Raw genomic sequence first — 22729 nt, 5'->3', positions numbered from 1 at the left:
CATGACCTTGCGCATCATCATCGCAGACGATCACCCCGTGGTCCGCATCGGTACCCGCGCCGTCATCGAATCCAGCGGCGTTGGCCGCGTCGTTGGCGAGGCCGACAACGCCCAGGCGCTGATGACCCTGCTGACGACCCAGCCCTGCGACCTGCTGGTCACCGACTACTCGATGCCTGGCAGCCCGCAGGCCGATGGCTTCGCCATGATCGGCATGATCCGCCGCCGCCATCCCGACCTGCCGGTGCTCATGCTCAGCGTCTCCAACAACCTGGCGATCCTGCGCATGGTGCTCGACAGCGGCGTGCTCGGCCTGGTCGACAAGAGTTCGTCGATGGATGAACTGCCGCAGGCGATCCAGGCGGTCTATCGCGGCCAGTCCTACATCAGCCGCAGCCTGCGCGAGCGGGTGGAGGAAGCCGGCAGCTGGCGGATGCGCGAGGGCGATGGCAAGCCGTTGTCGCCGCGCGAAGTGGAGGTGCTGCGGCTGCTGGGCACCGGCATGACGGTCAAGGAAATCTCGCTGCAGCTGCACAAGAGCGTCAGCACCATCAGCCGCCAGAAGGGTGACGCCATGCTCAAGCTCGGGCTGAAGGGCGACGCGGAGCTGTTCGACTACCTGCGCGACGGCAGGATCTGAGACACCGTTCGCAGTTCTCTGGCGGGGGGCTCCTCCCTGCCCCCTGTGATAGCCGTCGCATCTGTGCCATCATCCGCGCCGATGGGTTTTCCTATGCGAGGTCGAAGGAATCGACCGGCTCATCACGACGTTCCCCCTCATCGAGGGCGGGGCGTGTTCTGCGTTGGCCTTCCTGCCCGACGCCCGCAAACCATGGAGAGGTGCATGAAGATCCTTCCGGAATCCCGCTTGGCCCGTGTCCGCCCACGCCTGTGTGCGACGTTCGCCGGCCTGCTCGTTGCGCTGCTTGCCAGTGCCTGCACCCCCTCGCCTTCGACCGCGTCACCACAGGGCGCCACCGCGCCACGACAGGATGTTGCCCCGATGCAGAGCTCCGCCACACCCGCCACCACGGCCACCGCCACGCCCCCCGATGCCGGCAGCGTGCTGTATTTCATCTACGACGTCGACGGCGATGGCGCCGTTTCGTATGAAGTAGCCAATGGCAGTGTCGCCACCTTCTGGTTCGGCCATGCCTTCGAACTGGCCGGCACCCGCTATTACACCGGCTTTGCCTGGAACACACCGCAGAAGTACGGCAAGCCCGGCGAAGACGAAGCCGGTCCGGACAGCCAGGTCACCCTGACCGAGGCCACCTTCACCCTGACCGGCGACAAGCCGGATCGTCCCTGGGTGTTCAAGGGCGCCGAACCGTGGATCGGTACCGTCGGCGCCTATGGCACCGCGCCGGACATCGACAGCAAGCGCAAGCCGCTGGAATACCGCACTCCGGCCGGCAAGCTGGTGCTGGCGGTGCCGACCAGCACCTTCGCTACCGGTACCAGCATCGAAAGCTACACCGTGCTGGTATTCAACCCGGACTACGAGAAGTCCGAAGACGGCCAGGTCTGGGCCAGCGCGGGCACGGTAATCACCGGCGAAGACAATTCAGCCGCCTGCGACGAGGGCCAGGTGATGCCGTGCGTCAGCAACCGGGGCGCACTGGCCTTCAGCGCCGTCGCCGGCAGCGACCTGCCCACCATCACCGTCACCGCCACCGGCACCACCATTTCCGGCCCGGGCCAGACCCGTGCGCTGGGTGCGGCCGACGCGCGCCAGTACCACTACGACGCCGCCCGCAAGGCCTACGTCGAAAAGTAAGACGCACCACCCCGCAGCACCTGTTGACCGACATGTTGAAGACTCACGGATGAGTCCGGTTGGCGTATCGCGGCAAAGGCCGCTCCATCAACCCCAGAGGAAGTGTCATGGCACAACGTGACTACAGCAAAAAGGAAGTTCTCGACATCATCGAGCAGGTTGCACAGCGCAAGGGCATCGCCAGCGAGGACTTCCTGCGCTTTGCCCACATCGAGACCGGTGGCCGCTTCAACGAGCGCGCGCACAACGACAAGACCGATGCCAAGGGCCTGTTCCAGTTCCTGCCGTCGTCGGCCAGGCAGTACGGCCTGACCGGCCACGAGTACGACCCGACCCGCAACACCGAAGCGGCAGCGGAGATGTTCAAGCGCAACCTGGTGGACATGGAAAAGCGCCATGACCGCACCGGCCATCCCTACCTGTCCGGTGATGACAAGCCGAGCGGCCTTGACCTGTATCTGGCACACCAGCAGGGTGCGGCCGGCTACGGTTCGATCCAGACCGCGATCGCCACCGGCACGTTCGGCGTGGTGCGCGACGGCCACGGCGATCCGATCGACATGCGCCCGCGCATCATGGGCCAGATCGGCGGTGACGTAGAAGCGCTGACCGGGCATACGCGCGCCGAGATGCGCACGATGAATGATCGCGACCTGGCCAGCACCTTCGCCCAGTACTACGACCGCAAGTACGACGCGATCAGCATCCCGGAAAAGAACATCGCGCCGATCACCGAGGCCCAGGCGCGTCCGGCGCCGGTGCAGGCCGCGCCGACGCAGACCGTGACCCCCGCCGCGCAGGCCGCCGTCGCCGCCGGTGCCGCAGCCATCGGCGCCACCGCCACGGCTGCTGCCGCCAAGCCCGATGCACCCGGCATTTCGCTGGATGCGGCCTACAACGCCGGCGTGAAGTACGACAACGTCAAGTACGCGATCAACATCGAATCCAGCCAGTACTACCGTGGCAAGGGTGTCACCGGCAAGAACGTCGAGCAAGGCTACATCGACTGCTCCGGCTGGGTCGGCACGATGCTCAACAAGACCCAGGATGAGATCAACCAGAAGGCCGGCCATGCGGTGTTCGCCGACGCCGACAAGATCAAGCTGGGCTTCGCCGGCTCCGGCGGTATCGTGCATGACGCCTACAAGGACTCCGGCGTGCTGCTCAAGCGCGACGACATCCTCAAGCCGGGTGCGCTGAAGGAAGGCATGGTGATCGGCCTCGATACGGCCAAGACCAAGCACGAGCACTGGAACGGCATCGACCACATCGTGATGGTGGTGCGAGACCCGAACACCGACAAGCTGCTGATCAGCCAGTCCACCGGCAAGCTGGGCGTGCATACCATGCCGGTGGAGGATTACCTCAAGCAGGTAAAGGACCACCCCAACTGGAAGCTGTTCGCCTCCGATCCGCTGCACCAGGCACGCGACCTTCTGGAAAACCGCAGCCAGGCGCATGAGCAGGCGCAGGCCAAGGGCGCCGCCGAGCCGAAGCCGTCCCCGCAGGAAAAGCCGCAGGCCAGCAACGAAGTACATAAGCAGGGTGCGCACGGCGAGGATGTGCGCAGGGCGCAGGAACAGCTGGGCCACCTGGGGTATGTGGGTGCCGACGGCAAGCCGCTGGTCGAGGATGGGAAGTTCGGTCGCAACACCGAGGCTGCCGTGCGCCAGCTGCAGAAGGACAACGGTCTGGCAGTGGACGGCATCATCGGCCCGAAGACGCTGGATGCGATCAAGGACGCGCGCGAGCGCCCGCTGCTCAATGACGAGCGCCATCCGCAGAACCCGATGTACAACCAGGCCGTGAAGGGCATGGAAGGCCTGCCGGCAGGCACCTTCAAGGACCGCCATGCACTGGAGGCCGCCGCCGCTGCACTGACCAAGGAAGCGCAGGCCAGCGGCATGCAGCGCATCGATTCGGTGGTGCCCAGCACCAACGGCGAGCGCATGTTTGCCGTACAGGGCACCGCCGGTGACCCGGCTGCCTGCCGCGCGGCGGTGGACACCCGTGCGGCCAGCGAGCAGAGCATGGCACTCAGCAGTGGTGCGGTGCACGGGGCACCGAATGTCCTGCAGCAGCAGGACGCCCAGCAGGAGCAGGTGAAGCAGGCCCAGCGCGCCATGGGCCACTGAGCCCGGCCAGGAGGGGAAGCCAGGGGAAGGGCCGCGTACTGCGGCCCTTTTCCTTTCTGGCAGCTGAGCGGCCGCCGCGCTTTCAGCCTCGCTTCATGCCGCCTGACGCTAGATGAATGCGCAAGCCGCACGGGGATCGCGCGCAATGTTCCGGCAATGTCCGGGCACCAGCGTGGTCCCTACGGCAGCCGGGGCGCCCAGCGCCCTCCCTGCCCACCGTGGCATGCACCTCACAGGAGAACCCAACATGCTCAGCACTTCCGCACTCAGCTTCCGTGGTCTGGCGATGGCCCTGGCACTTCTTGCCGGCGTGGCCGTGGTCAGTGATGCCAGCGCGATGTCGAGGAAGGACAAGCGCACCGTGGTCGGTGCCGTCGTCGGCGGCGTGGCGGGTCACCTGATCTCCAACGGCGACCCGGCTGCCACCGTCGGCGGCGCGGTTGCCGGCGGCGCCATCGGCAACCTGACTACCTCCGACCGCCATGATCGACGCTACGACGGGCGCTATGACCGTCGCTACGATCGCCGTTATGACCGTGGCTACAACCGCGGCTATGGCTACGACCGCCGCGATGACCGTCGCTGGCAGCGCGAGCGCCATGACAACCGCTACTACCACGACCGCGGCCGCCATCGCGGCTGGTAAGCGCGCCGGCCACAGGCCGCACGTGGCGTCCCTGACGGGCGGGTCGATGACCCGCCCGTTTGCGTCTGTGGCGTCCATGGCGTTGAATGCGCAGCCTTGGATGTTCCATTACTCACCAGCGGCCGTGGCATGACTTCTTCCCCCCATCGCGTGCAGGGCCTCAACAACGACGAGGTCTTCGCCGACTGGCCGGCGATCGACGCGCAGGAGATCACCTGGCTGCGTGGCCACTTTCCGCAGCTGGGCGCGGACAGCACGCTGCGCTGGCACAGCCCGCGTCCGTTGTCGGCCGCGGCCATCGTCGACGGCACCGGCGGTCCGGTCTTCATCAAGCGCCACCACCACAGTGTGCGCAGCGCTGGAAGCCTGGAAGAAGAACACCGTTTCATCGCGCATCTGGCAACTGCCGGCATGCCGGTGGTGCAGGTGCTGGCCAGCAACGACGGCCGCACCGCACTCGAACACGGCCAGTGGACTTACGAACTGCATGCGGTGGGCGCCGGCAAGGACCTGTATCGCGAACTGCCGTCATGGTCACCACTGACCGACATTGCCCAGGCCCACGAGGCAGGGCGCGTGCTGGCCACGCTGCACCGCGCGGCCGCCAGCTACCACGCCCCGCAGCGCAGTACCCATCTGCTGGTGGCACGCGACGACCTGATCCGCGCCGATGACCCGATCGCCGCGCTGAAGGCCGACCTCGGCAACCGCCCCGGGTTGGCCCGCTACCTGGCGCGCATTCCCTGGGAAGAACAGCTGCGCCGCGATGTGCTGCCGTGGCACCACGGCCTGGCCGCGCGCCTGCAGGACGAACCGCGGCTGTGGGCGCACAACGACTGGCACGTCTCCAACCTGCTGTGGAACGACGACGGCACGATTGCCACGGTGCTCGATTTCGGCCTGGCCTCGCCCACCAGCGCGCTGTTCGACCTGGCCACCGCGATCGAACGCAACGCGGTGGCCTGGCTGCAGCTGGAGCGCGGCACCGATGCTGTTCGCATCGACATCGCCCTGGCCCTGCTGGACGGCTATCGGCAGGAACTGCCGCTGTCGCCCACGCGCGTGCACCTGCTGGCCGACCTGCTGCCGATGGTGCATTTCGACTTCGCTCTGTCCGAAGTGGAGTATTTCGAGGGCGTCACCGGATCGACCGCGAACGCCGATGTGGCCTGGCAGCCGTTCATGCTCGGGCATCCGGCGTGGTTCGCCACGGCCCCCGGCCAGGCCCTGCTGGCGGCCCTGCACGCCGCCGCGTGAGCCGCGAGCCACCAAACACGCGGGGTACTCAGTAGATCGACGCCATGCGTCGATGATGCGCTCGGCCGGGGTCAGATCCCTTTCCGCTGGAAAGGGATCTGACCCCGGCTGAAGGGCGGTAGCTCGCAAATCCGTACCATTTGTAGTGAAATGGTCACCTGAAGCGGGGGTGCCTGGATCTGCCAGGCTGAGAGAGTCCCTTGGAACCTGATCCGGTTTGCACCGGCGTAGGGAGCTTTGAGCCGCAGCCACACCCCCGTCATGGGCCGGTGCACCTGCGCGCCGTCGCTTCGTCTCCCTTGTTGTCTGAAGACGAATCGAATGAACCGCTGCCTGCGCCCCACCCTGCTCGCCCTCGCCCTGTGCGCCGCCCTGCCGCTGTACGCCAGCGAGGCAGGCACCGACGCTGCTGATGCGCCCTCCTCGCCCACCGAACTGGCGGCGGTGCGCGTGCAGGCCGGCAAACCGAAGGCCGACACCTCGCGCGTCAACGCCTTCGGCGGCGGCTCGTGGAAGGACACCCCCGCCTCGGTGAACGTGCTGGAGCGCGACTACCTCGACCGCCGCCAGGTGCGTTCGCTGTCCGAGCTGGCCAGCAATGATGCCTCGCTGGGCGATGCCTATGCGCCGGTGGGCTACTACCAGAACATCGCCATCCGCGGCTTCGCGCTGGATGCGGCCACCGGCTACCGCTTCAACGGCATGTCCATCGCCGGCGAGCAGCGCCTGGCGCTGGAGAACATCCAGGAAGTGCAGATCCTCAAGGGCGAAGCCGGCCTGGCGGCTGGCGTGATGGCACCCGGCGGCATCATCAACTACGTGGGCAAGCGCCCGGCGGAAGTGCGCACGGTCACCCTGGGCACCGATTCGGAAGGCTCGCGCTATGCCGCCGTGGATGTCGGCCACTGGCTGACCCCGCGCTTCGGCGTGCGTCTGAACGCGGCCTGGGATGCCAGTGATTCCTACGTCGAGCATGCCGACGGTCGCCGCAACTTCTATTCGCTGGCCACCGACTGGCTGATCGGCGAACACGGCAAGCTGGAAGTGGATGCCAACTACCAGACCAGCGCGCAGCGCTCGGTGTCCGGCTTCCAGCTGCTGGGCGCGCGCGACCTGCCGCGCGGCGTCGACCGCGAACGCCTGCTCGGCTACCAGCCGTGGCAGCGGCCGGTGGACATTGCCAGCACCAACATCACCGCGCTGCACACCTATGACTTCAACGATGCGTGGCAGTCGCGCGTCTCGGTCGGCCACAGCCGCTCGGTGATCGATGACAACGTCGCCTTCGCCTACGGCTGCTACTACACCGCAGGGTGCGCAGACGGCAGCGTGCCGGGCAACTACTTCGCCCCCAACGGCGACTACGACATCTACGACTACCGCAGCCCGGATGACACCCGCCGCAACCAGCAGGCCCGTGCCGAACTGCGCGGCAGTTTCGAGACCGGCAGCGTCGGCCACCAGCTGAGCATCGGCGCCGACTACTTCCGCCGCACCATCGACAAGCGCCCGAGCGTCAACGAGTACGTCGGCACCAGCAACATCCACGACGTGCAGGTGCCGGTGTTCGAGCCCTCACCGAAGATGCCGGGTGCATCGGCACGGCGCCTGGACAGCCGGCAGACCGCGTTCTTCGCGCTGGACCGGATGAGCTTCGGCGATGACTGGCAGTGGCTGGCCGGCGGCCGCTTCGTGCGCCTGGACGAGCGCGCCTACGACAAGCGCGGCACGCCGCAGCGCCACAGCCGCCTGTCGCGCTTCCTGCCGCAGACGGCGCTGGTGTGGAAGGCCACCGACCAGCTCAACGCCTACGCCAGCTACGTGCGCGGCATTTCGCTGGGCCAGGAAGCACCGTTCTGGACGTCCAACGCCGATACCTTCCTGCCGTCGATGCAGTCGCGGCAGCTGGAAGTGGGCGTGAAGTACGTGCCGGTGGACGCCCTCACCCTGGGCGCGGCCGTGTTCCGCACCTCCCAGCCCTACCAGTACGCAAAGCCCGACGGCAGCGACGTCGGCTACACCTTCGCCGAAGAAGGCCAGCAGACCCATACCGGCCTGGAACTGACCGCCAACGGCCAGCTGACCGACGCGCTGCAGATCGTCGCCAGCGCCAGCGTGCTGCAGGCGCGCGCACGCGACACCGGCACCCCAGCCTATGAAGGCCATCAGCTGGTGAACGTGCCCAAGGTGCGCGCCAGCGTGCACCTGGCCTACGCGCTGCCGTTCGTTGAAGGCCTGGATGTGACGGGTGGCTGGCGCTATGCCTCCTCCAACGTGGCCCGCGCCGACGGCGGTGTGCGCGCACCGGACTACTCGGTGTTCGACGCCGGCCTGCGCTTCCAGCACCGCCTGCACGACCGTGCGGTCAGCTGGAACCTGTCGGTGGACAACCTGTTCAACCGCTTCTACTGGCGCGACACCGGCAGCAGCGGCGGTGACTACTACCTGTTCCCGGGTGCGCCGCGGCAGGCGCGCCTGTCGGTGACGTTCGCGCTGTGAGCGGCGTCGCGCTCGAGTGGACTGCCGCGCTCTTCAGCATCCTCGGGGTGTGGCTGATGGCAAAGCGACGGCTGGCCGCGTGGCCGGTCGGCCTGCTGTCGGTCGCGCTGTACGGCGCGGTGTTCGCCGAAGCCAAGCTGTACTCGGACACGCTGCTGCAGGTCGCCTTTGGTGGTTTCCTGGTCTACGGCTGGATCAACTGGCGCCAGCACGCCGCCGATGAAGGCAGCATCCGCATCGTGCCGCTGGCGCGCGGCAAGCTGCTGCGCGACCTGGCCATCGGCCTGTGTGGCGGCGTGGCGCTTGGCGCCGGCATGCACACCTTCACCGATGCAGCGTTGCCGTGGCTGGACGCGATGCTGACCGCACTGAGCCTGGTCGGGCAATGGTGGCAGGCCCGCCGGCACACCGCCTGCTGGTGGGTGTGGATCGTGGTGGACGTGGTCTACGTGGGCGCCTATCTGTTCAAATCGCTGCACGTGACTGCTGCGTTGTACGTGTTCTTCCTGGGCCTGGCATTGTTCGGGCTACGGGCGTGGCGCGCCGCCGCGCGCGAGCCGCAGGCAGTACCTGCGCAGTAGAGCCACGCCATGCGTGGCTGCGTTCGGTAGATGCCGACCTTGGTCGGCAGGTGAGCGCCAACCAAGGTTGGCGTCTACCGATGCCCGGCATCCACGCATGGCGTGGATCTACTGGGTAAGGGTCAGCCCCAATCGCAGTGGCTGTCGCATGTCCTTCGGCGGCGCCGCCGGCAACGGCGTGGACTGCAGCGCCGCACGCAGATCGGCATCGACCCGTGCATCACCCAGGCTGTCGAATTCCAGTTTCGAGATAGCGCCATCGCCGGCGATCCACACGCTCACCACCAACGGCGCCGGCGCATCGGGATGCTCCTGCAGCCAGGCCAGCAGGCGCTGCGCGTGCGGATCCTGCTCCTGCTGCAGACGCTGCTGCAACTCGCCGCTGACGGAGGCGGCATAGGCCATCCAATGCGCAGGCGCGTCCTGTGCGGACACGCTGGCGCTCCCCAGCGCCAACAGGCCCAGCAACCATGCCAACGGGCGCCAGCCACGGCGCGAGGTGCGCTTGTTTCCTGCAGAAGCCATCACCCACGTCTCCACGTCCATCCCAACGCGTCATGGTCGGCGCCGTAGATGACAGGCAGATGGCGGCGCAGTAGAGCCACGCCATGCGTGGCTGTTCCGGGCAACCGGTTGATCCATCCACGCATGGCGTGGATCTACCTGGCTGCCCCACCCGGCGTGATCAGTCGCCCAGGTCGGCCAGCACCTTGCGCGAGGGCGCAAAGAAGGTGACGCCGGTGGTCGCGGTGGAGAAATCGAGGATGCGGTCGTGCAGCGGCGCCGGATTGCCGATGAACATCCGCTCCAGCATCTTCTCGATCACCCACAGCCGGCGCGTGTAGCCGATGAAGTAGGTGCCGTACTCGCCGCGCCCCGGATTGGCGAAGGGCATGTTGTCGCGCAGGATCTCGTGCTCGCCGTCGGCATCCTCGATGGTGCACAGCGTCTTGTGCGACTTCTGCGCGTCGGCGGATGCGTCGTCCAGCTCGATGTTGTCGTGCTTGGTGCGGCCGATGATCGCTTCCTGCGCTTCGGTCTTCTGCGCGCGCCAGGCATCGAGGTTGTGCAGGTACTTCTGCACCACCACGTAGCTGCCACCGGCATGGTCGGGATCCTCGTCGCCGACGATGGTCGCCTCCGGCAGTGACAGGCCTTCGGGGTTGGCCGTGCCGTCGACGAAATCGAGCAGGTCGCGGCCGTCGAAGTAGCGGAAACCGGCCACGTCATCCACCGCGTCCACCGCATCGCCGAAGGCCATCATCAGGTTGCGCTCGAAGGCCACGATCAGGTCCATCGTGCGTGCACGGATGTGGTACAGCAGGTCGCCCGGCGTGGAGACCGCCGTGTGGGTCGCACCCTTCACTTCCTGGAACGGCTTCAACTCGCGCGGCGGCGTACTGCCCACCAGCGGCGCCCACACGCGGTGGCCGATGGCCACGTTGCAGGTGAAGGTGCGCTCGATCTCGCGGATGGCGGTGTTCTTGATCAGGTCATCGGTGCTGGCCAGCACCTCGCGCACTTTCGCCAGCGACGCCGCATCGTCCTTCACCGTCAGCACCAGGAACGCGGCCGAATGGGTCAGCGGCGCGGTGATCTGCTGCGGCTCGTTGTCGAGCGTGTGGTTGAGGGCGGTGATGGGTGCGGGCTGGGCGTTCACGATGGTTCCTGCTGGCTTGAGGCGGGCACATCGCCTGCGGCAATGTGCGGGCGATCATAGCGGAACGACCTTGCCGGCGACGGAGCGGTTCTCAGTTCGCGGTGGTCAGCCGACGGGCGCCAGCCACTCGTCGGCAAGGACCTGTGCCTGCTGCCCGCTGTCGGTGATCGAGTGCTGTGGCTGCTGCACCCACCACTCCCCCTGCCACTGCGGCCGCATGTGTCCGCGCAGGAACCGCTCGACGCGAAGGCGCTGCCCGACACGAAGGATGCAGGCCAACCGCGTGCGGTCCTGCGAGACCACCGACGCCTGCAGCTGCCAGCCATCCTCAACATCGCGCAGCAGATTCGCTCCATCGATCTCGATCACGTTCATGCTGTGGCTACGCCGTGGTCACGGTGAACTGCCGCGGCGTGCGCCACGCAACCCGGAGGTAGGGTCCCTCCAGCACACCGCCATCGCGGAGATGCTCGAACACATCGGCCGGACACCACTCCCTGCCCGCCGAGAAGGCAACGCCGAGATCACGCAGGCGGAGGAAGACGGCGGCCTTGGCTGCATCGTCGGGGACCGGCAGGGTGAGGGTGTCTCCCTCGCCAGCGGTGAAGCCCAGCGCCTGCAGCGAGGCCCGCGAGCGGCCATTGAACAGCACCACCTTGATGCAGTTGCCGTCGGCCTGCCTTACATAGGCGTCGATGTGCGTTTCCATTGGCGGATTGTAGAGGCAGACGGATCAGCTGGCGTCGCTCCACACCGCCAGCACGTAGCCGTCCAGATCGCGGAAATGGAAGCGACGGCCGCCGGGAAAGGCAAACACGGCCTGCACGATCTCGCCGCCCGCTGCGAGGATGCGCTGCTGCGCGTCGGCAAGGTCCACGCAGTACACGATGACCAGCGCGCCTCCTGAGGGCGTCACTGCCTCGTCGGCGACAAATCCACCTTTGAGGCGGCCGTCATCGAACTCGGCATAGGCCGGGCCGTAGTCGGTGAAGGACCAGCCGAAGACCTGCCCATAGAACTGCTTGCTGCGGGCGATGTCGGCGACGTTGAATTCGATGTTGTCGATGCGGCGTTCGGCAGAGGTGGTGTCTGCGTGGCTCATGGTGCGGCTCCGTGGTTGGAGCGCCCAGCATCGGTCAGGGTCGGGCCCGGGTCTTGAACGAAACGGCCATCAACGTCCCCACTGCTGGCGCAGCGCACTGGCCGTCAGGCCGGCAAGCTCGCGGGCGTCGCGGCTGAGGTGGGCCTGGTCGGCATAGCCCGCCTCCACGGCCAGCATCGCCAGACTGTGCGCGGGTTGGGTCTGGCTGCAGCGCAGGAACCGCTGCAGACGCAGGATCCGCTCCAGCGACTTTGCTCCGTAACCGAACTGCGTCTGGCTGAAGCGACGCAGGGTGCGCGGGCTCATCGCCAGATGTGCGGCGAGTGCGTCGATGCTGGCATCGCCTCTGGCAGCGTGCGCGAACAGCGCATGCGCGCGGCGTGTGTGCTCGTCCAGCACGGCGGCCGGCATGTTCCGCTGCAGGCTGTCAGCCACGCGCTGCAGGCGCTGGTCGGGCGCGGCGTCACCGATCCAGGCCGCAGCCTGCGTCGCCCAGCGGGCATTGAATTCGATCAGGGGCACGGCTTGGCCGACGATGCCGGACAAGTCGATGCCGAGCGCAGACGATGCCTGTCCAGGCCGGAACCGCGCGCCCAGCACCTGTGCACCGGGGGCCAGTTGCGGGTGTGCGGCGGTACGGTCCGGCCCCACCACGAACAGCGCACCGTCACGCCAGAGAATGTCCACGCATCCATCGGGCAGCACGGTGATGCTGCCACTGGCATCAGCAGGCAACTGGCTCTGCCAGAGCTGGCCGAACTGGCCACGCAGCGGCGCAGGCGCCAGGTGTTCCTGGTAGACCGAGCCGGTGCCAGCGGGAGTGGAGGGATCGCCCATGCCCCATTGTGGCAAAGCGATGCCGGAAAAAGAGAAGCCCGGCACGAGGCCGGGCTTCGCTGGCGTGTGGGAGAGAGATCACACGCCAGTTACACGCACTAACGACAGGCGTTTGTTACCAGCTGAAGCGCGGGCCCACGAACCACTCGCGGTCGCCGGCCTTGGCCAGCTTCACTTCGCCACTCAGGCCCCAGTTCTGGTTGAACTTGGCGGTGGCGCCGACACGGCCGTAGAACTCGCCGTCCGGGTTGATGCCGTGCTTCTTGCTGTAATCCTCGTAACCGGCCAGCGCATAGCCTTCCAGGTACGGGTTGAACGCGGTGCGCACGCCCACTTCAGTGGAGTAGCCGTTGAAGTCCAGGCCGTGCTTCATGTCGAACTTCTGGTATGCAACACGAGCCACCAGGTCGGTGTTCGGTGCGATGCCGTAGTTGTAGCCGGCACCGATGCGCCACTGGTCGACATCGTTCTTGAAGGTGTCGGTTTCCTGCTTGCTGTAATCACCGAAGATGTGGAAGTTCGGATGCACGGCGACCGAGCCCTTCACGCCCCAGCCATCAGCGTCGCCGCCCTTGGCATCGGTGTTCACGTAGCCGCCTTCAACGTAGTTGTACGACAGACCATCGGCAGCCGATGCGGCGAACGGCAGCGCGGCCAACAGACCCAGGGCAAGCAGCGAATTCTTGATCATCGGGATACACCTTTCATTATTTTGGTTTCGTCGAACGCCCCTCGGGAGGGGAGGGAGGAGAGGCGTTCGACAGGTGTGAATTATCCGTTTGTTGATGAAATCGGCCCTGAATATTGAACTGACCAGTACATGAATGAGGTTCCTGTTCAGGGAACTCTCGATGCGCCGCGTAGCAGCTCGCTGGATGCACTCCGACCTGCCAAGCTGCTTCGGTCATGGATCGCACGAGAGGACTTCGCTCACGGAAGCGCGGTGCGCGCGTCGATGTTGTGCGCCATGCTCATCTGCGCCCATTGAGAGGAACAACGCGAGTCGGCTTCAGGCTGATGAATTGGAGAGATTGAAGTGGCACAAGGACATCAACCGATGCAGCAGAGCTCGCTTGTTCCCGCTTGTTAAGGATTGCTGATTGCCCGACCTTCACAGGCCATCCACGTCTTCCAACTGCAGCTGAAAGCACTTCGCAGCGGCGGGAACAAACGCCGCTATATTCCAGACTCCCCAGACGAAGGAGGGAGTGGAATGTTCCTGACCAAGCAGCAAATCAACGCGGCACGTGCCGTCACCGTAGCCATCGTTGCTACCGTAAGCCTCGGTGCTTGCGCCACCTACAAAGACGAATTTGCAACGATCAACTCGCGTCTCGACCAGCTCGACGTGAAGGTGCAGGGCGCGGCGCAGAGCGCCGAATCCGCCAACCAGTCTGCACAGCAGGCCAACCAGCGTCTGGATCAGATCGAAGGCCGCGTGCAGCAGCTCGAAAGGGTCCCCGGCCGCAAGCCGCGCGGGTAACCGCTCTCCACCCACTTTGATGAACGCTTGAACCAGACACCAGTGGCCTTCACCGGCCACTGGTGTCTTTCAGCCTCTCGGTCGTCATCCGAAGGAGCCGTCCCATTCGTACGTACTCACTCCCTGCACGCCGGGCCGTATCGGCCACGCTGGCCATCGCGCTGGCACTGGCAGGAACCGGCGCAGCCAGCGCCAGGAACGCCAAGGAAGCCAAGGACGCACCCACGGAAACGGCGACCGCCGCCGATGAACTTCCGCAGGGCCAGGAAGTGTCCGATACGGTGATTGAACTGGCCGGCTGGGTCGTGGCCAGCAAGGACAACCAGGGCTATCCGTTCGCGATCATGGACAAGGCGGCTGCGCAGGTCCTGGTCTTCGGCGGTGACGGCAAGCTGCGCGGCGCAGCGCCAGCGCTGTTTGGTTCGGCCATCGGCGATCACTCGGCACCCGGCGTCGCCAAGCTCGCACTGAGCGCGATTCCCGGCCACGACCGCACCACCCCGGCGGGTCGTTTCATTGGCGCCTATGGCCCGTCCGAGGATGCCGGACGCGTGCTGTGGGTGGACTACGATTCCGCCGTTTCAATGCACCCGCTTCCCCCGGGCACCCCGAAAGAGAAGCGCAGTGAACGACTGGCATCGGCCACACCGGACGACAACCGTGTCACCCACGGCTGCATCAATGTCTCGCCCGGGTTCTACGAGAAGATCGTGCATCCCACGTTCGAGAAAGGCGGCGTGTTCTACGTGCTGCCGGACAAGGACTCGATCGAAGATACGTTCCCGGAGTTCGCGCAGAGTCGCGCGGCTGCGAAGGACGTAGATGAAAAAGACGCGCGACACGCCCGCAAATGAAACCCGGTTGAAGGCTGCGGACGTGGCCGCGGCAGACCGCTACGGAAGCTCCAGCCTGCGCATCTTGAACGTGAACAAGGTGCCGGCGGCCGCACTGGACTCCACCTCCAACGTGCCGCCATGGGACCGCGCGATCTCCGACGCAATGTAGATGCCGAGGCCGAGACCCGGCCGCGGACGCTCACTCTTTTCACGTGAGAATGGGCTGAAAATCGCGTCCAACCTCGCTGATGGAATGTGTCCCTCGTTGTGTACGTCGAGCGTGAGCATTTCCGGCTCGGAGTGGACGGTCAGCGTAATCGGGGACGAGCGCTCTCCGTGTACCGCTGCATTGGTGAGCAGGTTGGCCAGGAGCTGTGCCAATCTGCTCGGGTCGCAGACCACGTCGTCGTCTATCTTTATGTGGACCTTGATGTCCTGGCGACCAGTGACGATTGCCACCTCTTCCACAACCCGTTTCAGGTCTTCTTCCAGCGTGCTTGTCAGCTGCAGCGCGATGGGAATGCCGCCGCCCAGACGTCCCCTGGCGAAATCAAGCACGTCGTTGATCAGTCCGTCCATTCTGGCAACGCCGGAGGTGATGTGCGCGAGCATCCGTTGCTGGCGCTCAGTGCCCGCCTCACATGCCAGCGAATCTGCGGCGATGCTGATGGCCTGCAGCGGACTGCGCAGGTCATGACCCAGCACGGCAATGAACTGGTCGCGCAGGTCGGCGACACGATGCGCGTCGGAGAGCGCAGATTCCGCTCGCACAAGGCGATCTTCCTTGTCGAGGTAACTTCCTACCAGGTCGGCCAGCAGTTCCATGGAGCGTTGGACGTGGGCTACGTCGAAGTTGGCCGGTGCCGAATCAATCGCGCAGAGCGTGCCGAAGAAGCTGCCGTCTGGCCGATGGATGGGAACGGACGCGTAGCTCTCAAGTCCGTAGATCCGTGGCGTGTGATGCTGGGAGTAAATCGGGTGCTCGCTTGCATGCGCAAATACAACTGACGTCGCCGACTGCCTGATCTCGTCACAGATGGTGGTCTCAAGCACCAGTTGGCCACCGGGAACCAGCCCGAACCCCAGGGTGTCGAAGGTGGCGCACGCGGTCCAGGTTGTCTGGGTCACGCGGGCAATAGCCGTGAATCGTGAGCCCGTGATGTGGGCGACGGTCTCCAGGATTCGCGGCACGGCCTGGATTCGACCAATCTCGGCGATGTCGTCCAGCAGATTGGGGTCCGTCAGCTTCTGCATGGTCGCTCGTCCGGTGGGCACCGCATCATCCCATGGAACCGCTGTGTAGGTTGATGCGAGGGTGATTGCGGCCTTTTCAGGCTTGGTCGTGGCGGACACCGGGGCCCCCTGCGGGAGGTGAACGACCGATCTGTCCGAATGCAGACATTGCGCAGGTCAGGCCATCTCCTTGGTCTCGTGGTCGCGCCGATCGTCGATGACCGTTCAGAGCTTGATTTCCAGCGTTGCCCGATACAACAGCGCCGTCTTGCGGCGCCGCTCGATATCCGTCGAGCCGCTCTCGTCGAAGTAGGCGTTCCCCGAAATCATCGCCTGCTGCAGCAGTTGCCCACGCTCACGCGGAGCTTGCTCTTCCTGCTGATGCTGCATCGCACGTCAGGTTGAAGACAGAGGGCAACGAAACTTCCACTGCGGCCGTGACCCAGCTGCTGAAAGGTCTTGTAGGTGCTGGCTACGTGGACAAGCAGGAGGCAACCGACGACCGGCGCAAGGTGCGGGTGAAGCTGACGGCTGCCGGTCGAGCGCGCCACCGGCAGCGCGAAGCGAACATCCAGCAGTGGATGCAGCAGGCGTGGCGCAGTACTCCGAGGCCAAGCTGTCGGCGGCCACGCAGATCCTGCGCCAGCTGGGCGCGCTCCATGACGCGCTGTAGGCCACCCAGAGGGCTTTACACCAGCGCATCCACATTTATAATCGACCGGATGGTTAAATATGGGACCCGGTGATGGGCCGTCGCAAAAGTATTGATCCGCAGCAGCTCCTTGATGCTGCCGAGCGCGTTGTCGCCCAGGTGGGGGCGGCGCGCCTGACGTTGGATGCGGTGGCCGCCGAAGCCGGGGTCAGCAAGGCCTCGGTGGTCTACGACTTCCAGTCCAAGGCCGGTCTCATCCAGGCCGTGGTCGAACGTGCGGTGGCCCGCGACAACGCCTTCAACCGCGAGGCGGCCAAGGGGTTCAACCAGGATGCGCTGCTGCGCGGTCGTATTGCCGCAGCGGCCCAGCCCTTTCCCGAGGCATTCCAGCCGGTGGCCTTGGCGCTGTGCGCGGCCATGGCCCAGGATCCACAGCTGCGCGCACCCATCCAGCACAACCAGGCGCAGATCCTGGCCGAGATCCAGCAGCAGGCCACGCACCCACGCAGCGCGTTGCTGGCATACCTCGCGCTGGAGGGTATGAAGCTGCTGGAGTCGCTGGACTACGTGCAGTGGCCGGCCGCGCAGCGGCAGCAGCTGCTGCAGGACATTGGCGCGTTGATCGAGACGCCGCCGCGCTGAACCCGTTCTCTCCCCCGAGGTAACCCTGATGAGTTCTTCCACCCTCTTCCTGACCGGAGGAAGCGGCTACGTGGGCCGCAATCTGATTCGCCGCCTGTGTGCAGACGGTCACCACGTGCGTGCGCTGGTGCGCAGCCCCCAGGCGGCGGCGGTGGTACAGGCGCTGGGCGCCCAGCCGGTACACGGCGATCTGCTGGACCCCGACATCGCTGCGGCGATGGAGGGCTGCGCCGCGCTGATCCACGCGGCCGCCGACACCGACCACCGAAATGCTTCACCCAGCCAGTGGCAGACCAACGTGGAAGGCACCCGCAACGTGCTGACGGCCGCCCGTACTGCGGGTGTGTCGGTGGCGATCGTGCTGAGCAGCGAATCGGCACTGACCACCGGTGCGCCTTTGCATCAGGCGCGCGAGGACCATCAGTATCCGGCGCGCGCAGCAGGCATCTACGGCGCGAGCAAGGCTGAAGCAGAACGGGTGGCGATCACGCTGTCCACACCGCATTTCGCAGTGAAGGTGCTGCGACCAAGATTTGTCTGGGGCCGCGACAACACGACCGCTATGCCCTACTTGCTGCAGGCCGTACGCAGCGGCCGCTTCGCCTGGATCGACGGCGGGCACTACCTCACCTCGTCCACCCACGTGGACAACCTGGCTGAAGCGGTCTGCTGCGCCTTGACGCGCGGTGCGGGCGGCCGTGTCTACCACATCTGCGATGGTGCGCCCGTGCCGTTCCGCCGTCTGATTGGCGCTCAGTTGCTGGCTTATGGCGTACAACCGCCTGAAAAACAGGTGCCGCGTGCGCTGCTGCGTGTTTTCATCGGACTGGATGACCTGTTCCGCAGACTGCGGCTGCCTCTGCGTGCGCCAATGACCCGCCAGGAGTTCGCATCTTCAGCGGTGGAGGTCACACTGGATGACAGCCGTGCACGCAGCGAGCTTCGCTATCGGCCGGCGGTTACGCTGGAAGCCGGAATCGCGATGCTGCAGCGCCAAGTGGCCGAGCAAGGCTGATACTCATCGAGCGATCGGCGGGAGAGCCTCGCGCGGTGCGTGGCCGAACAGCCGACTGAACTCGCGGCTGAACTGAGAAGGGCTCTCGTAGCCCACGGCGAACGCGGTGGCGGAGATGCTGGTGCCGCCCCGCTGCAGCAGGCGACGTGCCTCGATCAGGCGCAGCTGCTTCTGGTACTGCAGCGGTGACAGGCCCGTTGCCGCACGGAAATGCCGATAGAACAGCGCGCTGCCCATGCCTGCACGGCTGGCCAGCGCGGCCGCATCAAGCGGTTGCCGGAAGCTGCGTTGCAGGGTGCGAATCGCGCCCGCCATCCGCCGTGCCAAGGGAGATGGCTGGGCCATCGCCAGCAGTGCTGGCCCTGCTTCACCCTGCAACAGACGAAACAGCAGCTCACGCTGCAGGGCAGGCCACAGCAGCCGCTGGGCGTCGGGCGTGTCGAGGGCCAGCTCCAGCAGACGCAGCAGACAGCTCAGTACGGGTGAATCCAGCGCTACCACACTGAATGGCGCAGGATGAGGCGCTTGGCCTGTAGGTGGGTTGCCCAACTGGCTCAGCAACTGTCGCAACAAGACGGTGTCCAACTCCACCACCAGCCCCAGAAAATGCGTCTGGTGGTTGCCCCGGGCCACCATCCCGCGAGCGGGAACGGGCTGACGGGTGAGTAGTGCATCGCCGGCGCGATATTCCAGCACCGCATCGCCCACCCATACCTGTTTGGCCCCCTGTAGCACCGCCGCCACCGCGGGACGGTACAGAGCCGGGGCCGGAGCGCGCGTTGATCCTGTACGCGCCAGCCAAGCGCCGGGCAGAAGTTCCAGCAGCGGCTCCGCGTCCAGGCTGCGTGCGCGCAGCACCGCCTGCGCCTGCAGCGCTAATGCACGCAGCGGGGCTTGGCGATCACAGGTAGCAGGGAAATCGGGCAAGGATCGTGTGCAATTGGGCAAGTGCGGACGGCACCCTCGGCGCAGCATGTCACGCTCCGTTTCACGAGACAAAGCCACCATGAACAGCGTACACACCCCGCGCACCATCGCCCTGGTTACCGGCGGCAGCCGCGGCATTGGCCGCAGCATTGCCCTCCACTTGGCCAGGCAGGGTAGCGACGTGATGATTACCTACCAGCATCAGCAGGTTCAGGCCGCCGAAACCCTGCGCCAGATCGAAGCCTATGGCGTACGCGCCGCGATGCTGCCGCTGGATCTGGATGCGATTGGATCACTGGAGACCTTCGCATCGGCTGTGCGGGCACAATTGCAGCGCTGGGGTGCATCGCACTTCCAACAGCTGGTGAACAATGCAGGGCTGCACGCACCATCGGCGTTCGGTGAGATCCGCGGCGATGACATCGACCTGCTGTACCGCGTGCATTTCAAAGCGCCACTGCTGCTGACCCAGTTGCTGGCGCCGCAGCTGGCCGATGGCGGCGCCATCATCAACATCTCCACCAGCCTGACCCGCCACGTGGCTGCGGGCAGCCTGGTGTACGCAGCAATGAAGAGCGCACTGGAAACCGCCACCCGCTATCTCGCGCTCGAGCTGGGACCGAGGGGCATCGCGGTCAACGCCGTAGCCCCTGGCGCCACCGAGACCGACTTCTTCGGCGGTGCAGTGCGCGACGATGCCGCCGTGAACCACTACGTGGCACAGCACACGGCGATGGGACGTACGGGTCGCCCCGACGACATCGGCATGGCCGTGGCAAACCTGCTGGCGGGAAGCAGTCGTTGGATCACCGGCCAGCGCATTGAGGCCTCGGGGGGAATGCTTCTGTAGGCGATGAGGTGACCGGACGATGTCCGATTCTGGCCGTAAGCAGACATCGGACGAAGTACGGGATTCCGGTTCTTATCGAGGGTGGAACGGTTGTACCAGACAGTTGAATTCTGGCGGCACACGCGCTTATCTCCAATCAATGTTCTCAGGCCAGCATCGACTGCTGGGCAAAGATTCCCGCCATTGCGCCCTGCGACGTTGCCTGGGTTACCGAGGGCAAGAAGGGCGTGGTGAGATCGCCCGCGGCGTAGACACCGGGCCTGCTGGTCTGGCCGCGCTCGTCAACCTTAAGGGTGATGCCGGCGGGCGTCTCGACCGTGGTGAGGCCCAGTGACTCGTGCAGATTTGCCGAAGGTCTATTCCGCGGATGCGCAAACAGGATGTCGACGGCCACCTTGCTGCCCGTATCAAGATTGACGGTAGTGATATGACCTCCATGATGTGCGATCTCGACCATCCGGCCATCGACGACGGATATGTTTCGATGCTCAAGGTCGACCCGAATGTCGGACGGAATGTGGTGACCATCAGCGATGACCGTCAATCTGTCGGTCCAGTCGAGGAACAGCCTGGCCTGATTGTGCGACTGCGGACCGGACCAGACGAGTCCCCAATGTTGTCCCGCAACCTCAAAACCGTCACAGTAGGGGCAAGGGACGACGGATTTGCCCCAGCATTCTGCAAAACCTGGAACATCGGGGACTTGGTCAACCACACCATAGCTTAGGATCAAGCGGCGGGCGTCAAGACGGATGCCATCCGCCGTCAGGACTGAGAAGTCATCGATCGTGCCGAGAATGCCTTCGGCACGTGCCTTGACCAGGCTGATCGCCGGATAACGGGCCAGCTGCAACCGTGACTCCGCCAGAATATCCAGTGGCGGCTTGTGATCGTGACCAAGCAGTCCATGCGAATGGCCGGCGAATCGATTGCGCGGCAGGTCGGTATCGAGAACGGTGACTTTCCGACGGGCGCGGCCAAGCTGAAGTGCGGCTGCGAGGCCGGCAAAGCTGCCGCCGATAATAATGACGTCATTCATACTGATAGCTCCGTGTTGGCAGTGGAAGGGCAGCAGGTGCTCTGGCTCATACCGTCCAACGATGCACGCAAAACGTGCCAGAGGATGCAACCCGGTTGCGATGATCTATCCAGGTGAACTTTACTGCTGAAAGGCCCGATGAAACACGCTCAGCATTGCGCCGGCATTGATCGCCGGCTGCGGCGCCACCTGCAGGGAATTTGCCTGCAGCAGCAACTGAAGGTACAGACTGGCGTGCTCTTCTGCCCTCTCCACTCCGTTGCGAACCAATGCCGAGCAAATGTATGCCCTAAAGGGGGCAAGGTAAGCGCTCCAGAGTTCGGCGTAAGGGGTTGTTCCAGTTACGGAATGGCGGAGCGCCCCGCAGAAGCGTCGACACACATCCAGCTGAGCCAGCTTCTGGATCTCCAGAGAGACATAGTCCAACTCCTCTTTAAGGTCCGCTCCAGGATGAGCACGTACGACGGGCTCGGGAAGGCTCGACGCGTGAAGATTCATGACGGCCGTGAAGAGGTGCGCCTTGTCGCGATAGTGTGCATAAACAGTCGCCTTGGTGTACCCCGCGAGATCCGCGATCTGCTGCATGCACGTATCGTCGTAGCCGGAGGACTGGAACGCTTCGGCGGCGGCTTCAAGAATGCACGCCCGGGTATGCGCGCGCGCGCGCTCCCAACGCTTCGCAGATCCATTCATCTCAGGAGCGCCCGCTATGCGCCTTGGCCTTGGTCAGCCCAAAGGCCCTTCGCAGGCTGGCATCCACTGGCGCGGCAGGCATGAAGCGCCGCAACTTCGCCAACAGCGACGCCTGGCCCGCGGGTGTGCGACGCATTTTCCACTTGCCGAGAGCCGCCTCGACGATGGTACCGGCCACGAGCGCTGCGTCCGTGCCCTCATCGGATGCGCGAGCGATCGCATCCAGTGCGAGTTCGCGCTCGAAGTCGTAGTCGGCGATGGATGTACTGGCTCGCTGTGTATTCATCTTGAATCCAGTGTTGGTAAAGGAGGGCTGCACCAGAGTGACCCGTATCCCAAACTGACGAACCTCGTGATCCAGGCTCTCCGACAGCCCTTCCAAGGCATGCTTGCTGGCCGCATAAACGCCCATGTAAGGCCCAGGGAGAAATCCGAGCACGGAACTCACGTTGATGATCCGACCGGCGCGCTGCGCTCGCATGGAGGGCAGTACGGCCCGAATGGCCCTGATCACGCCTAGGACATTCGTGTCGAACAACGACTCGACTTCAACTACTTCGGTCTCCTCCACTGCACCGATCAGGTTGTGACCCGCGTTGTTCACCAGAGCGTCAATGCGCCCCTCCCTCGCAATGATGGTGGCCACTGCACGATCAATGCTTGCCTTCTCGCAGACATCAAGCTGCACCAGCGTCACGCCCTTGATCGGCTGCGCATGTTCAAGCTGGCGAACGCTGCCATATACCACACAACCTGCGTGGGCCAGCGCCCTTGCGCTGGCTTGCCCGATTCCGGAAGAGACGCCGGTGACCAGAACAATCTTCTTTTCCATGGCTGCCTTCTGGATTGGATGCGCGTTCAT

The 22729-nt window shown here is 65.2% G+C and carries 25 protein-coding genes and 1 riboswitch; of the genes, 12 read left to right on the top strand and 13 right to left on the bottom strand.

Annotation, left to right across the window (positions count from 1 at the left end):
- Window position 1 precedes the first annotated feature (1 nt).
- The 7 genes from J2X70_RS05125 to pnuC all read left to right on the top strand — a co-directional run bounded on the left by J2X70_RS05125 (window position 2) and on the right by pnuC (window position 8898).
- Complete coding sequence (locus tag J2X70_RS05125; RefSeq protein WP_025875871.1) at window positions 2-640, top strand: response regulator transcription factor; 639 nt, start codon at window positions 2-4, stop codon at window positions 638-640.
- Window positions 641-844: 204 nt separating this feature from the next.
- Window positions 845-1780, top strand: coding sequence for a hypothetical protein (locus tag J2X70_RS05120; RefSeq protein ID WP_032978087.1), 936 nt, complete (start codon window positions 845-847; stop codon window positions 1778-1780).
- Window positions 1781-1887: 107 nt separating this feature from the next.
- Complete coding sequence (locus tag J2X70_RS05115) at window positions 1888-3915, top strand: XVIPCD domain-containing protein (RefSeq protein ID WP_309909271.1); 2028 nt, start codon at window positions 1888-1890, stop codon at window positions 3913-3915.
- Window positions 3916-4162: 247 nt separating this feature from the next.
- Window positions 4163-4561 (top strand): glycine zipper 2TM domain-containing protein, encoded by a 399-nt coding sequence (locus J2X70_RS05110; protein WP_025875877.1) that lies wholly within the window; start codon window positions 4163-4165, stop codon window positions 4559-4561.
- A 129-nt stretch (window positions 4562-4690) separates the two neighbouring features.
- The gene (locus J2X70_RS05105) at window positions 4691-5818 is read left to right on the top strand and encodes a phosphotransferase (protein WP_309909266.1); all 1128 of its coding nucleotides are present in this window, start codon (window positions 4691-4693) and stop codon (window positions 5816-5818) included.
- Between the two features lie 155 nt (window positions 5819-5973).
- Window positions 5974-6069, top strand: a riboswitch (TPP riboswitch).
- A 70-nt stretch (window positions 6070-6139) separates the two neighbouring features.
- Window positions 6140-8317 carry a TonB-dependent siderophore receptor gene (locus J2X70_RS05100; protein WP_309909264.1) on the top strand — a complete coding sequence of 726 codons (2178 nt, stop codon included), beginning with the start codon at window positions 6140-6142 and terminating at the stop codon, window positions 8315-8317.
- Window positions 8314-8898: a nicotinamide riboside transporter PnuC gene (gene pnuC, locus J2X70_RS05095; protein WP_025875884.1), complete on the top strand. Its 585-nt coding sequence runs from the start codon at window positions 8314-8316 to the stop codon at window positions 8896-8898. Before J2X70_RS05100 ends, pnuC begins: the two co-directional genes overlap by 4 nt.
- 108 nt (window positions 8899-9006) lie before the next feature.
- Here the strand turns inward: pnuC and J2X70_RS05090 are convergent, their stop codons facing one another.
- From J2X70_RS05090 to J2X70_RS05060, 7 genes are all read right to left on the bottom strand, one after another.
- Complete coding sequence (locus tag J2X70_RS05090; protein ID WP_309909262.1) at window positions 9007-9423, bottom strand: TonB C-terminal domain-containing protein; 417 nt, start codon at window positions 9421-9423, stop codon at window positions 9007-9009.
- A gap of 160 nt (window positions 9424-9583) precedes the next feature.
- The gene (locus J2X70_RS05085; RefSeq protein ID WP_301865168.1) at window positions 9584-10558 is read right to left on the bottom strand and encodes a Dyp-type peroxidase; all 975 of its coding nucleotides are present in this window, start codon (window positions 10556-10558) and stop codon (window positions 9584-9586) included.
- 105 nt (window positions 10559-10663) lie between these two features.
- Window positions 10664-10933, bottom strand: a complete 270-nt coding sequence (locus tag J2X70_RS05080; protein WP_309909259.1) for a hypothetical protein — start codon at window positions 10931-10933, stop codon at window positions 10664-10666.
- Between the two features lie 7 nt (window positions 10934-10940).
- Window positions 10941-11267 carry a hypothetical protein gene (locus tag J2X70_RS05075; protein WP_309909257.1) on the bottom strand — a complete coding sequence of 109 codons (327 nt, stop codon included), beginning with the start codon at window positions 11265-11267 and terminating at the stop codon, window positions 10941-10943.
- A gap of 24 nt (window positions 11268-11291) precedes the next feature.
- Window positions 11292-11660: a VOC family protein gene (locus J2X70_RS05070; protein WP_309909255.1), complete on the bottom strand. Its 369-nt coding sequence runs from the start codon at window positions 11658-11660 to the stop codon at window positions 11292-11294.
- A gap of 69 nt (window positions 11661-11729) precedes the next feature.
- Window positions 11730-12497, bottom strand: a complete 768-nt coding sequence (locus J2X70_RS05065; protein WP_218788358.1) for a helix-turn-helix domain-containing protein — start codon at window positions 12495-12497, stop codon at window positions 11730-11732.
- Window positions 12498-12612: 115 nt separating this feature from the next.
- Window positions 12613-13185, bottom strand: a complete 573-nt coding sequence (locus J2X70_RS05060; protein WP_025875896.1) for an Ax21 family protein — start codon at window positions 13183-13185, stop codon at window positions 12613-12615.
- A gap of 525 nt (window positions 13186-13710) precedes the next feature.
- Between J2X70_RS05060 and J2X70_RS05055 the strand changes: the two genes are divergently transcribed.
- On the top strand, window positions 13711-13980 hold the full coding sequence (locus J2X70_RS05055) for a hypothetical protein (RefSeq protein WP_025875897.1): 270 nt from the start codon (window positions 13711-13713) through the stop codon (window positions 13978-13980).
- Window positions 13981-14135: 155 nt separating this feature from the next.
- On the top strand, window positions 14136-14834 hold the full coding sequence (locus J2X70_RS05050; RefSeq protein ID WP_099844692.1) for a hypothetical protein: 699 nt from the start codon (window positions 14136-14138) through the stop codon (window positions 14832-14834).
- Between the two features lie 39 nt (window positions 14835-14873).
- On the opposite strand, the gene J2X70_RS05045 is transcribed toward J2X70_RS05050, so the two are convergent.
- The gene (locus J2X70_RS05045) at window positions 14874-16070 is read right to left on the bottom strand and encodes an ATP-binding protein (RefSeq protein WP_309909253.1); all 1197 of its coding nucleotides are present in this window, start codon (window positions 16068-16070) and stop codon (window positions 14874-14876) included.
- A 204-nt stretch (window positions 16071-16274) separates the two neighbouring features.
- Window positions 16275-16439, bottom strand: a complete 165-nt coding sequence (locus J2X70_RS05040; RefSeq protein WP_309909251.1) for a hypothetical protein — start codon at window positions 16437-16439, stop codon at window positions 16275-16277.
- 355 nt (window positions 16440-16794) lie between these two features.
- Here J2X70_RS05040 and J2X70_RS05035 point away from each other — a divergent pair, with 355 nt between their 5' ends.
- Together J2X70_RS05035 and J2X70_RS05030 are read left to right on the top strand one after the other, a co-directional pair.
- A complete protein-coding gene (locus tag J2X70_RS05035) occupies window positions 16795-17343 on the top strand; it encodes a TetR/AcrR family transcriptional regulator (protein WP_025875904.1) in 549 nt (182 codons plus the stop codon).
- Between the two features lie 28 nt (window positions 17344-17371).
- Entirely contained in the window at window positions 17372-18358 is a 987-nt protein-coding gene (locus tag J2X70_RS05030; protein WP_140226076.1) for an NAD-dependent epimerase/dehydratase family protein, read from the top strand.
- A 3-nt stretch (window positions 18359-18361) separates the two neighbouring features.
- On the opposite strand, the gene J2X70_RS05025 is transcribed toward J2X70_RS05030, so the two are convergent.
- Window positions 18362-19381: an AraC family transcriptional regulator gene (locus J2X70_RS05025; protein ID WP_279207907.1), complete on the bottom strand. Its 1020-nt coding sequence runs from the start codon at window positions 19379-19381 to the stop codon at window positions 18362-18364.
- On the opposite strand from J2X70_RS05025, the gene J2X70_RS05020 reads away from it, so the two are divergent.
- Entirely contained in the window at window positions 19365-20135 is a 771-nt protein-coding gene (locus J2X70_RS05020; RefSeq protein WP_100437149.1) for an SDR family oxidoreductase, read from the top strand. The genes J2X70_RS05025 and J2X70_RS05020 overlap by 17 nt on opposite strands.
- A gap of 145 nt (window positions 20136-20280) precedes the next feature.
- On the opposite strand, the gene J2X70_RS05015 is transcribed toward J2X70_RS05020, so the two are convergent.
- The 3 genes from J2X70_RS05015 to J2X70_RS05005 all read right to left on the bottom strand — a co-directional run bounded on the left by J2X70_RS05015 (window position 20281) and on the right by J2X70_RS05005 (window position 22699).
- A complete protein-coding gene (locus J2X70_RS05015) occupies window positions 20281-21174 on the bottom strand; it encodes an NAD(P)/FAD-dependent oxidoreductase (protein ID WP_100437150.1) in 894 nt (297 codons plus the stop codon).
- A gap of 120 nt (window positions 21175-21294) precedes the next feature.
- Entirely contained in the window at window positions 21295-21867 is a 573-nt protein-coding gene (locus J2X70_RS05010; protein WP_100437151.1) for a TetR/AcrR family transcriptional regulator, read from the bottom strand.
- A 1-nt stretch (window position 21868) separates the two neighbouring features.
- Complete coding sequence (locus J2X70_RS05005; RefSeq protein WP_100437152.1) at window positions 21869-22699, bottom strand: oxidoreductase; 831 nt, start codon at window positions 22697-22699, stop codon at window positions 21869-21871.
- Window positions 22700-22729: the final 30 nt, after the last annotated feature.

Source organism: Stenotrophomonas sp. 1337 (assembly GCF_031455455.1).
Lineage (GTDB): Bacteria > Pseudomonadota > Gammaproteobacteria > Xanthomonadales > Xanthomonadaceae > Stenotrophomonas > Stenotrophomonas indicatrix.
Note: the sequence above shows the minus strand (reverse complement) of the source record. Positions and strands in the feature narration are given on the sequence as shown.

What these genes read in the sequence shown, in the direction of transcription:
- J2X70_RS05040 (WP_309909251.1), bottom strand. Translation starts at nt 16,439, where the DNA reads ATGCAGCATCAGCAGGAAGAGCAAGCTCCGCGTGAGCGTGGGCAACTG.
- J2X70_RS05030 (WP_140226076.1), top strand. Translation starts at nt 17,372, where the DNA reads ATGAGTTCTTCCACCCTCTTCCTGACCGGAGGAAGCGGCTACGTGGGC.
- J2X70_RS05010 (WP_100437151.1), bottom strand. Translation starts at nt 21,867, where the DNA reads ATGAATGGATCTGCGAAGCGTTGGGAGCGCGCGCGCGCGCATACCCGG.
- J2X70_RS05005 (WP_100437152.1), bottom strand. Translation starts at nt 22,699, where the DNA reads ATGGAAAAGAAGATTGTTCTGGTCACCGGCGTCTCTTCCGGAATCGGG.
- J2X70_RS05125 (WP_025875871.1), top strand. Translation starts at nt 2, where the DNA reads ATGACCTTGCGCATCATCATCGCAGACGATCACCCCGTGGTCCGCATC.
- J2X70_RS05115 (WP_309909271.1), top strand. Translation starts at nt 1,888, where the DNA reads ATGGCACAACGTGACTACAGCAAAAAGGAAGTTCTCGACATCATCGAG.
- J2X70_RS05110 (WP_025875877.1), top strand. Translation starts at nt 4,163, where the DNA reads ATGCTCAGCACTTCCGCACTCAGCTTCCGTGGTCTGGCGATGGCCCTG.
- J2X70_RS05055 (WP_025875897.1), top strand. Translation starts at nt 13,711, where the DNA reads ATGTTCCTGACCAAGCAGCAAATCAACGCGGCACGTGCCGTCACCGTA.
- J2X70_RS05035 (WP_025875904.1), top strand. Translation starts at nt 16,795, where the DNA reads ATGGGCCGTCGCAAAAGTATTGATCCGCAGCAGCTCCTTGATGCTGCC.
- J2X70_RS05080 (WP_309909259.1), bottom strand. Translation starts at nt 10,933, where the DNA reads ATGAACGTGATCGAGATCGATGGAGCGAATCTGCTGCGCGATGTTGAG.
- J2X70_RS05070 (WP_309909255.1), bottom strand. Translation starts at nt 11,660, where the DNA reads ATGAGCCACGCAGACACCACCTCTGCCGAACGCCGCATCGACAACATC.
- J2X70_RS05075 (WP_309909257.1), bottom strand. Translation starts at nt 11,267, where the DNA reads ATGGAAACGCACATCGACGCCTATGTAAGGCAGGCCGACGGCAACTGC.
- J2X70_RS05065 (WP_218788358.1), bottom strand. Translation starts at nt 12,497, where the DNA reads ATGGGCGATCCCTCCACTCCCGCTGGCACCGGCTCGGTCTACCAGGAA.
- J2X70_RS05120 (WP_032978087.1), top strand. Translation starts at nt 845, where the DNA reads ATGAAGATCCTTCCGGAATCCCGCTTGGCCCGTGTCCGCCCACGCCTG.
- J2X70_RS05045 (WP_309909253.1), bottom strand. Translation starts at nt 16,070, where the DNA reads ATGCAGAAGCTGACGGACCCCAATCTGCTGGACGACATCGCCGAGATT.
- J2X70_RS05015 (WP_100437150.1), bottom strand. Translation starts at nt 21,174, where the DNA reads ATGAATGACGTCATTATTATCGGCGGCAGCTTTGCCGGCCTCGCAGCC.
- J2X70_RS05020 (WP_100437149.1), top strand. Translation starts at nt 19,365, where the DNA reads ATGAACAGCGTACACACCCCGCGCACCATCGCCCTGGTTACCGGCGGC.
- J2X70_RS05105 (WP_309909266.1), top strand. Translation starts at nt 4,691, where the DNA reads ATGACTTCTTCCCCCCATCGCGTGCAGGGCCTCAACAACGACGAGGTC.
- J2X70_RS05100 (WP_309909264.1), top strand. Translation starts at nt 6,140, where the DNA reads ATGAACCGCTGCCTGCGCCCCACCCTGCTCGCCCTCGCCCTGTGCGCC.
- J2X70_RS05090 (WP_309909262.1), bottom strand. Translation starts at nt 9,423, where the DNA reads ATGGCTTCTGCAGGAAACAAGCGCACCTCGCGCCGTGGCTGGCGCCCG.